Source organism: Streptomyces sp. NRRL WC-3626 (genome assembly GCF_000718785.1).
In the GTDB taxonomy this organism is placed as follows: domain Bacteria; phylum Actinomycetota; class Actinomycetes; order Streptomycetales; family Streptomycetaceae; genus Streptomyces; species Streptomyces edwardsiae.
In genome coordinates this window covers 98,847-110,900 of sequence record NZ_JOCA01000012.1, presented here as the reverse complement: position 1 = coordinate 110,900, position 12,054 = coordinate 98,847, and the positions used below count along the sequence as shown (strand labels likewise).

Below are 12,054 nucleotides of genomic sequence, written 5' to 3'. Positions count from 1 at the left end.
CCTTCCCACGCCGGTTCGCCGGGTGGGGTGTGCGCGATCCACCAACCGAACCTGTTCCCGCGCCTGTCCACGGTGGCGAAGCTGTACGCCGCCGACCGGTGGATCGTCCTCGACGACGTCCAGTTCGCCCGGCGCGACTACCAGCACCGGGCTCGTCTGGCGGCCCTGGACGAGCCCGCTCGACAGCAGTGGCTCACGCTCCCGACCCGCCTTCCTCACGGGCGCCCGACACCGATCGACCAGGCACGGCTCGCCGAACCCGGCCGATCCCGTCGCACCGTCAGCCTGTTGACACGCCAGTACTACGGCCGCAGCCGCTACTGGCCCGCGGTGCGCGACGTCTTGGACGCGGTTCTTGATCAGTTCGAGGACACCGACCGTGTATCCGACGTTGCCAAGGCGTCGACGGTCGCCCTGCTCACCGCGTTGGGCTGGAGTGGCGAGGTACTGCGCAGCAGCGCGATTCCGACCCGGGTGGGCCGGTCAGAGAGACTCGCCGACCTCGCCGCGGCCACCAGCAGCACCCACTATCTCTGCGGCACGGGCGGCTGGCGCTACCTCGACAGTCAGGCGTTCGATGGCCACGGCATCCAGGTGCTGTCCTTCCATACCCCTGTGGACACGGGCGACCCGCTCTGGCGGTGGGCTCGCCACATCAGCAGCCTCTGGGCGCTGAGCCGGATCGGGCCGGAAGCCCTGGCTGCCAAGCTGGCGGCCCAACGAGACCATCGGCTTATGAGGGGCTTCACGTGACCGAGCCGCAGGTGCCGGGCAAGAAACCGTTCCTGTACGTCGTGGCGTGCGCGGCCGGAGTCGCCGACGACGTCGGCAAGCTGATCACGGCCGCTCAAGAGGCAAACCGGGACGTCGGCGTGGTGGCCACTCCGCAGGGCCTGGGTTTCACCGACACGGAGGCGGTCGAGGCGCAGACCGGCTACCCGATCCGCTCCGCCTGGCGGTCGCCCGGGGAGCCGCGACCAGGCCGGGCCGCGGATGCGATCGCCGTCGCCCCGGCCACCTTCAACACGGTCAACAAGTGGGCCGCGGGCATCTCCGACAATCTCGCGCTGGGCATCCTCTGCGAAGCGCCCGCCATGGGTGTTCCGATCGCTGTGCTGCCGTACCTGAACTCGGCGCAGGCCGCGCACCCGGCGTATCGCCAGAGCCTGGAACGGCTGCGCGGAATGGGCGTCCTCATCGGCTCCTACGAGCCTCACCCGCCGAAGGCGGGCGGCGGGGCCGGTCGCTACCGGTGGGAGGAGGCGCTGGAGCTGCTGGCTCCCCGCCTGTCCGTGACGCCGTGATCAGTGCCGGCGTGCCCTGCCGCCCGTCTGCCCCTCCCGGCACACGACGAGGGCGGAGCCCGAAAGCCCCGCCCGAACCTCTCGAAACCCCAGCTCAGGGCCACACAAGGCAATACGGCTGATGCCCCGCCTCATGCAGGCGGTGCGAGAAGTCCTGCCACTCGTGCAGCAGCTGGTACACGTTGAACGCGTCCCGCGGGCCTCCGCGGTCCGGGACCGTGGACCAGATGAACGCCGCCGCGCCGACCGCCTCCTCGCCTATGCCGCGCAGGGGGTCGACGACCGTCATGGGGAGTTTCACCACCGCGTAGTCGGGGTGGAGGACGACCAGTTCCAGGGGCGGGACCTTGTGCAGGGGGACACCTTCGATGCCCGTGAGGACCATCGCGGCCATGGTCTCCGGCTTGATCTTGGTGAACATGCCGCCCATGCCGAGCTCGTCGCCGCCGAGCTCCTCGGGGCGCATCGAGATCGGGACGCGGGCCGCGGTGGCGCCGTCCGGCGCGCCGAAGTACTTGTACGTCACCCCCACCCGACCACCATTCCTGCTCCCTGCCCCCGCCGGGGGGCCGCTCCGATCCGGCCCGCCCAGTGCCTGGCGCGTCTCGTCCGGGTCCTCCGCCTCGCGCCGGTGCTTTCCCCGCCGGGCACGTCGAGGACCCAGGTCGTCAGTCCCCTCGCCCAGTCCGCCACCGCGATGCATATCTCCACCCGACTGCTTTTCTAGGACGCGTGGCCCCCGCCGCGCAACCCGATCATCGTGTCAGTGACCTCCCCCACGGCCGCCCGCCGAAACGTGCGGTGAGACAACTGCCCGCGGGAGCTTCGCAGCCTCCGGCCTGCCCCGGCCGTGTGAGCTGTGTGTATCAGAGGTCAGTTTCGCAGATCACGGCGGATCGGGGGCCGGATGCCGCAGGCCGCCCCTGGCCTACGCTGGACACGTCATACGCACCCGGAGCCGGGAAACCCCCGGAAAGTCGGAGAAGGTCGGAGAAGTCGCAGGTCATGAGCGAACTGCCATATCCATACGAAGCCCCGGTCTCGCAGGCGCTGTTCGACCGTGCCGCGGACGTCACGCCGGGCGGTGTGAACTCGCCGGTACGCGCCTTCCGCGCCGTCGGCGGCACACCCCGGTTCATGGTGTCGGGCACCGGCCCGTACCTGACCGACGCCGACGGACGCGAGTACGTCGACCTGGTCTGTTCCTGGGGGCCGATGATCCTCGGGCACGCCCACCCCGAGGTGATCGCCGCCGTACAGGACGCCGTCGCGCGCGGTACGTCCTTCGGCACGCCCGGTGAGGGCGAGGTCGCGCTCGCCGAGGAGATGGTCGCCCGGATCGAGCCGCTGGAGCAGGTACGGCTCGTCTCCAGCGGGACCGAGGCCACCATGTCGGCGATCCGGCTGGCCCGCGGGTTCACCCGGCGCACCAAGGTGGTCAAGTTCGCCGGCTGCTACCACGGGCACGTCGACTCGCTGCTCGCCGCCGCCGGCTCGGGTGTCGCCACGTTCGCGCTGCCCGACACGCCCGGCGTCACGGGCGCCCAGGCCGGTGACACGATCGTGCTGCCGTACAACGACCTGGAGGCCGTGCACGCCGCGTTCGCCGCGCACCCCGGTGAGATCGCGTGCGTGATCACCGAGGCGTCGCCGGGCAACATGGGCGTCGTACCGCCGCTGCCCGGGTTCAACCAGGGGCTGAAGGACGCGTGCGCCGCGAACGGCGCGCTGTACGTCTCCGACGAGGTGATGACGGGCTTCAGGACCAGCCGGGCGGGCTGGTACGGCGTCGACGGCGTCCGGCCCGACCTGATGACGTTCGGCAAGGTGATGGGCGGCGGCTTCCCGGCCGCGGCCTTCGGCGGGCGCGCCGACGTGATGGGTCACCTCGCCCCGGCCGGTCCCGTCTACCAGGCCGGCACCCTCTCCGGTAACCCGATCGCCACCGCGGCCGGGCTCGCCCAGCTGCGGCTGCTCGACGACGCCGCCTACGAGAAGGTGAACGCCGTCTCGGCGCGGCTCCAGTCCCTCGTCACCGAGGCGCTGGCCAAGGAGGGCGTCGCGCACACGCTGCAGAACGCCTCCAACATGTTCTCCGTCTTCTTCACCGACCACCCGGTGCGCAACTACGAGGAGGCGAAGGCGCAGGAGTCGTACCGCTTCACCGCCTTCTTCCACTCCCTCCTCGCCAACGGTGTCTATCTGCCGCCGTCGTCCTTCGAGTCCTGGTTCGTGTCGGCCGCGCACGACGAGCGGGCCGTCCAGCGGATCGCCGACGCCCTCCCGGCGGCGGCCCGAGCGGCAGCGGAGGCGACAGCGTGAGCACCCCGAAGAGCGACGACGTCACCGTCGTCCACCTGATGCGGCACGGCGAGGTCGAGAACCCGGACGGCGTCCTGTACGGCCGGCTGGCCGGCTACCACCTCTCCGAGCTGGGCCGGCGCATGGCCGACCGGGTCGGGGAGCACCTCGCCTCCCGCGACATCACCCATGTCGTCGCGTCCCCGCTGGAGCGGGCGCAGGAGACGGCCGAGCCGATCGCCAAGGCGCACGGCCTGGACATCGGCACGGACGCGCGGCTGATCGAGGCGGCGAACGTCTTCCAGGGCAAGACCTTCGGCATCGGCGACGGCGCGCTGCGCCGCCCGGCCAACTGGAAGCATGTCGTCAACCCGTTCAAGCCGTCCTGGGGCGAGCCGTACGTCGACCAGGTCATCCGCATGATGGGCGCGCTGCACGCGGCGAAGGACGCGGCGCGCGGTCATGAGGCGGTGCTGGTCAGCCATCAGCTGCCGATCTGGATCGTGCGGTCCTATGTCGAGAAGCGGCGGCTGTGGCACGATCCGCGCAAGCGGCAGTGCACGCTCGCCTCGCTGACCTCGTTCACCTACCAGGGCGACCGGATCGTCTCCGTCGGCTACAGCGAGCCGGCCCGCGATCTCGTTCCCGCGCATCTGCTCGCCGGTGCGAAGCCGGTGAAGGGCAAGAGCAAGGCATTCGGGGCGTAAGGCCGTAAAGCGGCCGGCGCGGAAAGGTTCGTTCGGACTTCGTTGCGAAACCTTCGCATGCGACGGGAACCTCCCGCTTCGTCATGTCCTCTGATTATGTGACCACCAGAGGACGTGACGAACGGGGTTGCCATGCGCAGTCTCTCCCGTAGGGGAATGCTCGGGCTCGGCGCGGGGGCCGCGGCCGCCGTACCGCTGGCCGGCTGCGGCGGCCACAAGAACTCGGACGACGGCGGCGGCGCCGGCGGTTCCCGGCCCGGCGGGGACGGGACGCGGAAGCCCAGTCCGAAGCCGACGAAGACCGCCCGCCCGATCGGCGACGGCTCCACCTCCTTCACCGGCAAGCAGCCCCACCAGCCCGACGCGCCGGTGCCGCTGGAGCCGGGGCAGACCCCGCCGCAGTTCGTCGTCTTCTCCTGGGACGGGGCCGGCGAGGTCGGCAACGGCCTCTTCCCGCGCTTCCTGGACCTCGCCAAGGAGCACGGCGCGGCCATGACCTTCTTCCTCTCGGGCGTCTATCTGCTCCCCGAGTCCAAGAAGCGGCTCTACGACCCGCCGAACAACCCGCGCGGCGCCTCCGACATCGGCTACCTCACCGACGGCCACATCAAGGACACCCTCAAGAACATCCGCCGTGCCTGGCTCGAAGGGCACGAGATCGGCACCCACTTCAACGGCCACTTCTGCGGCGGCTCCGGCAGCGTCGGCAACTGGACGTCCCAGCAGTGGCGCAGCGAGATCGACCAGGCCAAGTCCTTCGTCAAGGAGTGGCGCACCAACTCCGGCTGGACCGACCTGGAGTCCCTGCCGTTCGACTACGACAAGGAACTCGTCGGCGGCCGTACGCCCTGTCTGCTCGGCCAGGACAAACTGCTGCCCACCGCCCGCGAGCTCGGCTGGCGCTACGACGCCTCCTCGCCCGGCGGCCGTCAGGTCTGGCCGGCGAAGCGGCAGGGCATATGGGACCTGCCCCTGCAGCAGATACCGTTCCCCGGCCACTCCTTCGAGGTCCTGTCGATGGACTACAACATGCTCGCCAACCAGTCGGTCAACTCGACCAACGCCCCCGCCCACAACTACCCGGGCTGGCGAAAGCAGTCGGCACAGTCGTACATATCCGGCTTCAAGCGGGCATACGAGTCGAATCGCGCCCCCTTCTTCGTGGGGAACCACTTCGAGCAGTGGAACGGCGGCATCTACATGGACGCCGTGGAGCAGGCGCTCAAGCACATCGCGCGCGAGAAGGAGAAGGGCGGCGACGTGAGGCTCGTCTCCTTCCGGCAGTTCACCGACTGGCTCGACGTGCAGAAGCCGGAAGTACTGGAGCGGTTCCGCACCCTGGACGTGGGCCAGGAACCGGCCGGCGGCTGGAAGGCGTTCGCGAAGGACACCGCCGGAGCGGGCGCCGGCGACGCCGCCTGAAATGCGGAATTCGGCCCGGACGGGGGGTGCGCAAGATCCCCAGAACGGGCATGCGAAACTTTTCACATGAGTGCCGCCAGCCGCGCCCCCCAGCGCTCGAACCGAGCCGTTCACAGCCCGGACCGCGCCCTCCGTGTCCCACGCGCCCGCCGCCGCGCCACCCTGGCCGCCGGCGCCGTCGCGGCCGCGCTGCTCGTCTCCGCCTGCGGCTCCGGCGGAACGTCCGGCGGGGGCGGCAACACCAACTTCGTCGCCGGGGCCGACGGCATCTCCACGGTTCCCGAGGGCAAGCGGGTCGCCGCACCCGAGCTGTCCGGGAAGACGCTCGAGGGCGAGCAGCTCGACGTCGCCGACCACAAGGGCAAGGTCGTCGTCCTCAACGTCTGGGGCTCCTGGTGCAACCCGTGCCGCGCGGAGGCCAAGTACTTCGCCAAGGTGGCCGAGGAATACGCCGACCAGGGCGTGCAGTTCGTCGGCATCAACACACGGGACGGCAGCACCACGGCCGCCCTCGCCTTCGAGAAGGACTTCGGCATCCCCTACCCGAGCCTGTACGACCCCACGGGCAAGCTGATGCTCCGCTTCGAGAAGGGCACCCTCAACCCGCAGGCCATCCCCTCCACCCTGGTCCTGGACCGGGAGGGACAGATCGCGGCCCGCTCGCTGACCGCGCTCGACGAGGAACGCCTGCTGAAGATGCTCAAGCCGGTCGTCGCGGAGAAGTGACGTGACGTCCCTGTACACGCTCGCCGCGGAGACGGGCTACAACGGCACGGTGCTCAACGGCGCCCTGCTGGTCGCCCTGCCCCTGGCCCTGCTCGCCGGTCTGGTCTCCTTCTTCTCGCCCTGCGTCCTGCCGCTGGTCCCCGGCTACCTCTCCTACGTCACCGGCGTCTCCGGCACCGACCTGGCCGAGGCCCGGCGCGGCCGCATGATCGCCGGCGCCTCGCTGTTCGTGCTGGGCTTCACCGTCGTGTTCGTCTCCGGCGGCGCCTTCTTCGGCTACTTCGGGCAGACGCTCCAGGAACAGTCCGGCGTCCTGTCCAAGGTGCTCGGCGTCCTCATGATCCTCATGGGCCTCTTCTTCATGGGCCTGATGCCCTGGCTCACCCAGCGCGAGTTCCGCTTCCACAAGCGCCCCGCGACCGGGCTGGTCGGTGCCCCCGTCCTCGGCGCCCTCTTCGGCATCGGCTGGACCCCGTGCATCGGCCCCACCCTCGCCTCCGTCCTCACCCTCTCCGCACAGCAGGAGAGCGCCGGACGCGGCGCCCTACTGACCGTCGCGTACTGTCTGGGACTGGGCCTGCCCTTCGTGCTCGCCGCCGTGGCCTTCCGCAAGGCGCTCGGAGCCTTCGGCTGGGTCAAGCGGCACTACGTCTGGGTCATGCGCGTCGGCGGCACGATGATGATCCTCACCGGTGTGCTGCTGCTGACCGGCGCGTGGGACAGCCTCGTGGCGCAGATGCAGACCTGGTCCAACGGCTTCACTGTGGGGATCTGACCCGATGAGCGAGACGACAACCGACGACACCCCCCAGTCCGCCGACGACCGGGAACTCGGCGCCGCCGGCTCCCAGCTGTCCACCGCGCCCACGGAGGACGCGCCGAACCTGCCGTCCCTCGGCGTCATCGGCTGGGCCCGCTGGTTCTGGCGGCAGCTCACCTCCATGCGGGTGGCACTGCTGCTGCTGCTGCTGCTGTCGCTCGGCGCGATCCCCGGCTCCCTCATCCCGCAGACCGGCATCGACGAGACGGCGGTCGCCGACTTCCGTGAGCGCCACGACATGCTCGCGCCCGTCTACGACAAGCTCGGCCTGTTCAACGTCTACAGCTCGGTGTGGTTCTCGGCGATCTACATCCTGCTGTTCGTCTCCCTCATCGGTTGCATCGTGCCCCGCACCTGGCAGTTCGTGGGCCAGCTGCGCGGCCGCCCGCCGGGCGCCCCCCGCCGGCTGGACCGGCTGCCCGCCCACACCACCTGGCGCACCGCGGCCGAACCCGAGGCCGTACGCGAGGCCGCGCTCGCCCTGCTGAAGAAGCGCCGCTTCCGCGCCCACCTCGTCGGTGACGCCGTCGCCGCCGAGAAGGGCTATCTGCGTGAGGTCGGCAACCTCCTCTTCCACATCGCGCTGATCGTGATGCTGATCGCCTTCGGCTGGGGCCAGCTGTACAAGTCCGAGGGCAACAAGCTGATCGTCGAGGGCGACGGCTTCGCCAACACGCTCACGCAGTACGACGACTTCAAGTCCGGCAACCTCTTCACCAACGACGACCTGGAGCCGTTCAGCTTCGACGTGAGGTCGTTCACCGGCACCTACGAGCGCACCGGCCCCAACAAGGGCACCCCGCGCACGTACCAGACGGAGCTGACGTACACCGCGGGGGCGGGCGGCGAGGAGAAGAAGGCCCTCGTCAAGGTCAACAAGCCGCTGCAGATCGGCGACGCCAAGGTCTACCTCGTCAGCCACGGCTACGCGCCCGTCGTCACGGTCCGCGACGGCAAGGGGAAGGTCGTCTACCGGGACGCCGTGCCGCTGCTGCCGCTCGACGCCAACGTCACCTCCTCCGGCGTGGTCAAGGTCCTCGACGGCTACCGCAACACGGACGGCGAGAAGGAGCAGCTCGGCTTCAACGCCTTCTTCGTGCCCACCTTCGGCGGCTCGGAGAGCGGCACGATGCTCTCCCAGTTTCCCGCGCTGGACTATCCGGTGCTCGCGCTCTCCGCCTACCACGGCGATCTGAAGGCCGACTCCGGCATTCCGCAGAGCGTGTACCAGATGGACAAGACCAAGATGAAGGAGTTCAAGGACTCCAAGGGCGAGCTGTTCAAGAAGCTGCTCACGCCCGGCGAGACCATGACGCTCCCGAACGGCGCCGGCTCGGTCACCTTCGAGAAGGACGTCAAGGAGTGGGCCGGCTTCCAGGTCGTCCAGGAGTCGGGCGGCGCCTGGGCGCTCGGCGGCGCCGTCGTCGCGATCGCCGGCCTCGCCGGCTCCCTGTTCATCCAGCGCCGCCGCGTATGGGTCCGCGCGGTGCGCGGCGACGACGGATCGACCGTCGTCGAGATGGCCGGCCTCGGCCGCAGCGAGTCCGCGAAGGTCCCCGAGGAACTCGGCGAACTCGCCGGAATCCTGTACGACCGGGCCCCGGGCGCCCCCGACCCGGAACCGTCCGAATCCACCGATCCTGAAGCCGTACCTGCCGAAGGGGCTGAGCAGCAGTGACTCTCGCCGCCGCGACCAACGAGAACCTCGCGAGTATCAGCAACGTGCTGATCTACTCCGCGATGGCCGTCTACACCCTCGCGTTCTTCGCGTACATCGCGGAGTGGACCTTCGGCAGCCGCAGCAAGGTCGCCCGTACCGCCTCCGCGCTCACCCCCGCGGCGCGGGCGGGGAAGGCGCCGGCCGTCACCGTGAAGCAGGGCGGCGGCACCGCCGTACTGGAGCGGCCGAAGGTCGTCGTACGCGCCGCCACCGGATCGCGGGACGTGCCCGACGGGCCCGGCGCGCACGGCGGTGACGAGAAGGGCGACCTCTACGGGCGGATCGCCATCTCCCTCACCGTGCTCGCGTTCCTGCTCTCCTTCGCCGGTGTGCTCACCCGCGCGCTGTCCGTGGAGCGGGCGCCGTGGGGCAACATGTACGAGTTCAACATCACCTTCTCCACCACCGCGGTCGGCGTGTACCTGCTGCTGCTCGCGCTGAAGAAGAACGTGCGCTGGCTCGGTCTGTTCCTGACCACCTCGGTCCTCCTCGACCTCGGTCTGGCCGTCACCGTCCTCTACACCGAGAGCGACCAGCTGGTCCCCGCGCTGCACTCGTACTGGCTGTACATCCACGTCTCCACGGCGATCCTGTGCGGTGCGGTGTTCTACGTCGGTGCGGTCGGCGTGATCCTCTACCTGTTCAAGGACTCGTACGAGAGCAAGCTCGCGGGCGGCGGCAAGCCGGGCAGCTTCGCCACGTCCGTCCTGGAGCGGCTGCCCGCGGCCGCGTCGCTGGACAAGTTCGCGTACCGGGTGAACGCGGCGGTGTTCCCGCTGTGGACGTTCACGATCATCGCGGGCGCGATCTGGGCGGGTGACGCGTGGGGCCGCTACTGGGGGTGGGACCCCAAGGAGGTCTGGTCCTTCATCACCTGGGTCGCCTACGCCTGCTACCTGCACGCGCGTGCCACGGCCGGGTGGAAGGGCCGCAAGGCGGCCTACCTGGCCCTGCTCGCCTTCGGCTGCTGGCTGTTCAACTACTACGGCGTGAACATCTTCGTCTCGGGCAAGCACTCGTACGCGGACGTGGGGCTGGGCGCGCTGCGGTCCGTGGGCTTCTGAATTCCTCAAACGCCGGAGGGGCTGAAACTCAGCCCCTCCGGCGTTTGAGGAGCGGGGTCTGGGGCGGAGCCCCAGTGTCGGGACGGGAAGGGGCGGCGGGGGCGAAACCTTCGCGGCATGACCGAAGTACCGGACAACGTACGGTACTTCGGTGAACACCGGTGCGATCGGCTTTATGCTTGGGGCTGCCCCCAGGGGCCGAAATCGTACGCCGGGAGGCATGTGTGTCAGCGCTGGAGCCGGACGACCCGCAGTCCGTCGGGGCGTATCGGTTGCTGAGCCGGCTGGGCGCCGGCGGAATGGGCCGGGTCTACCTCGGCCGGTCACCCGGCGGGCGGCTCGTCGCCGTCAAGGTGGTGCACGCCGAGCTGGTGCGCAGGCCCGAGTTCCGGGAGCGGTTCCGCCGTGAGGTCGACGCGGCGCGGAAGGTCAGCGGCGCCTTCACCGCCCCGGTCGTCGACGCGGATCCGGACGCGTCCCTGCCGTGGCTGGTGACCAGCTACATCGCCGGGCCGTCGCTGGAGCAGGCGGTCGCCGAACAGGGGCCGTTCGAGGCCGGCGCCGTACTCGCGCTGGCGGCCGGACTGGCCGAGGCGCTGGTGTCGATCCACGCGGCGCACCTCGTGCACCGCGACCTCAAGCCGTCCAACGTGCTGCTCGCCGAGGACGGGCCCCGGGTCATCGACTTCGGGATCGTCCGCAGCGTGGACTCCGACTCCGTCACCAGGACCGGACTTGTGGCGGGCTCCCCGGGGTTCATGTCCCCCGAGCAGGTCAACGGGGAGGACGTCACGGCGGCCAGCGACGTCTTCTGCCTGGGCGCGGTGCTCGCCTTCGCGGCGACCGGCGCCAACCCCTTCGGCAGCGGGCCGACTCCCGCGCTGCTCTACCGCGTCGTGCACAACTCCCCGGACGTGGACGCCGTGAGAGATCCCGCTCTGCGGGGGCTCATCGCGGACTGTCTCGCCAAGGACCCGGCCGGCCGTCCCACCCCGCAGGAGATACTCGCCCGGGTCGGCGCGCTGGGCGCCGAGAACACGATGGCCCTGGGGCACCTCGGGCCGGCGGGCGGCGCCACGCGGGTCCAAGGCGCCCTCACGAACGTACTGCCGCGGCAGGCGACCGTGGTGAGCACGGGCCTCAACGAACAGGCCACGCAGGTGGGTTCCTTCCCGCCGGCCGTACCCGGTGAACCCGGCGCACCCGAACCCCCCGGCCGCCGCAGCCGGCGGGCCTTCCTGCTGCTCGGCGTCGGCGGTGGCGCGGTCGCCGCGGCCGGTATCGGAGCGGGGTTCTGGCTCAACCACCGGTCGGACGCCGAGGACGGGAACCGGGCCGCGCCCTCCGCCTCCTCCTCCCCGTCGGCGGCCCCTGTGCCCGCCCAGCCCGTCGGGCACTGGCCCCTCGACGAGACCTCCGGCACGGTCGCCCGTGACACCGCGGGCGGTCACGACGGCACCGCGAACCGCGTCGCCTGGGCCGCCGGCGGAGCCGGAGCCGTCTTCGACGGGCGCGGCGGCGAGATCATGACCACGGGGCCGGTGCTGGAGACGGGGGAGGGCAGCAGCTTCACGGTCGCCGCCTGGGTCGTGCTCACCGCCGCCCCCACGGACTGGGCCACCGCCATCAGCCAGGACGCCGACGGCGCCAGCGCCTTCTACCTCCAGTACGCCGTCGACCAGAAGCGCTGGGCCTTCTCCCGCCCCGGCCTGCGCGCCGCCGGCCGCACCGAGCCCGCCGTGAACGTCTGGACCCACATCGCCGGTGTCTGCGACGGCCGTGACCGCACACTGAGGCTCTACGTCAACGGCGTCCTCGAGGCCACCGCCGACGACACCAACCCGGTGGCCGGCACCGGCTCCTTCATCATCGGCCGGGCGTCGTACGGCGGTCAGGCCGCCGACTTCTTCCCCGGCGCCGTCCGCGACGTACGGGTCTTCGACCGGGCCCTCGCGCCCGCCCGGATCAAGAAGCTCGGCTGACCGCCGTA

General features: G+C 70.6%; 11 protein-coding genes. 10 read left to right on the top strand and 1 reads right to left on the bottom strand.

From position 1 onward, the window contains the following. The first annotated feature begins 27 nt into the window (after window positions 1–27). Both IF28_RS0119995 and IF28_RS0119990 read left to right on the top strand, forming a co-directional pair. Window positions 28–753 (top strand): WbqC family protein, encoded by a 726-nt coding sequence (locus IF28_RS0119995; protein ID WP_030222093.1) that lies wholly within the window; start codon window positions 28–30, stop codon window positions 751–753. Continuing rightward, window positions 750–1,304 carry a flavoprotein gene (locus IF28_RS0119990; RefSeq protein ID WP_030222091.1) on the top strand — a complete coding sequence of 185 codons (555 nt, stop codon included), beginning with the start codon at window positions 750–752 and terminating at the stop codon, window positions 1,302–1,304. The genes IF28_RS0119995 and IF28_RS0119990 overlap by 4 nt, the downstream gene beginning before the upstream one ends. 94 nt (window positions 1,305–1,398) lie before the next feature. Here IF28_RS0119990 and IF28_RS0119985 read toward each other — a convergent pair whose 3' ends face one another. Then, window positions 1,399–2,007: a hypothetical protein gene (locus IF28_RS0119985; RefSeq protein WP_106982097.1), complete on the bottom strand. Its 609-nt coding sequence runs from the start codon at window positions 2,005–2,007 to the stop codon at window positions 1,399–1,401. 302 nt (window positions 2,008–2,309) lie between these two features. On the opposite strand from IF28_RS0119985, the gene hemL reads away from it, so the two are divergent. The 8 genes from hemL (at window position 2,310) to IF28_RS0119945 (ending at window position 12,046) form a co-directional block, all read left to right on the top strand. Further along, a complete protein-coding gene (gene hemL, locus IF28_RS0119980; protein ID WP_030222086.1) occupies window positions 2,310–3,626 on the top strand; it encodes a glutamate-1-semialdehyde 2,1-aminomutase in 1,317 nt (438 codons plus the stop codon). A 38-nt stretch (window positions 3,627–3,664) separates the two neighbouring features. Beyond that, a complete protein-coding gene (locus IF28_RS0119975; protein ID WP_051713802.1) occupies window positions 3,665–4,312 on the top strand; it encodes a histidine phosphatase family protein in 648 nt (215 codons plus the stop codon). Between the two features lie 156 nt (window positions 4,313–4,468). Further along, entirely contained in the window at window positions 4,469–5,734 is a 1,266-nt protein-coding gene (locus tag IF28_RS0119970; RefSeq protein ID WP_030222081.1) for a hypothetical protein, read from the top strand. 66 nt (window positions 5,735–5,800) lie between these two features. Then, complete coding sequence (locus tag IF28_RS0119965; RefSeq protein WP_030222078.1) at window positions 5,801–6,460, top strand: TlpA family protein disulfide reductase; 660 nt, start codon at window positions 5,801–5,803, stop codon at window positions 6,458–6,460. A gap of 1 nt (window position 6,461) precedes the next feature. Beyond that, window positions 6,462–7,235, top strand: coding sequence for a cytochrome c biogenesis CcdA family protein (locus IF28_RS0119960; RefSeq protein WP_030222075.1), 774 nt, complete (start codon window positions 6,462–6,464; stop codon window positions 7,233–7,235). 4 nt (window positions 7,236–7,239) lie between these two features. After that, entirely contained in the window at window positions 7,240–8,958 is a 1,719-nt protein-coding gene (gene resB / locus IF28_RS0119955; protein ID WP_030222073.1) for a cytochrome c biogenesis protein ResB, read from the top strand. Beyond that, on the top strand, window positions 8,955–10,064 hold the full coding sequence (gene ccsB, locus IF28_RS0119950) for a c-type cytochrome biogenesis protein CcsB (protein ID WP_030222065.1): 1,110 nt from the start codon (window positions 8,955–8,957) through the stop codon (window positions 10,062–10,064). Before resB ends, ccsB begins: the two co-directional genes overlap by 4 nt. 224 nt (window positions 10,065–10,288) lie before the next feature. Further along, complete coding sequence (locus IF28_RS0119945; protein ID WP_030222061.1) at window positions 10,289–12,046, top strand: protein kinase domain-containing protein; 1,758 nt, start codon at window positions 10,289–10,291, stop codon at window positions 12,044–12,046. Window positions 12,047–12,054 lie beyond the last annotated feature (8 nt).

Coding starts and splice junctions, on each gene's coding strand:
- resB (WP_030222073.1), top strand. CDS start 7,240: ATGAGCGAGACGACAACCGACGACACCCCCCAGTCCGCCGACGACCGG.
- hemL (WP_030222086.1), top strand. CDS start 2,310: ATGAGCGAACTGCCATATCCATACGAAGCCCCGGTCTCGCAGGCGCTG.
- IF28_RS0119970 (WP_030222081.1), top strand. CDS start 4,469: ATGCTCGGGCTCGGCGCGGGGGCCGCGGCCGCCGTACCGCTGGCCGGC.
- IF28_RS0119975 (WP_051713802.1), top strand. CDS start 3,665: ATGCGGCACGGCGAGGTCGAGAACCCGGACGGCGTCCTGTACGGCCGG.
- IF28_RS0119965 (WP_030222078.1), top strand. CDS start 5,801: ATGAGTGCCGCCAGCCGCGCCCCCCAGCGCTCGAACCGAGCCGTTCAC.
- IF28_RS0119985 (WP_106982097.1), bottom strand. CDS start 2,007: ATGCATCGCGGTGGCGGACTGGGCGAGGGGACTGACGACCTGGGTCCT.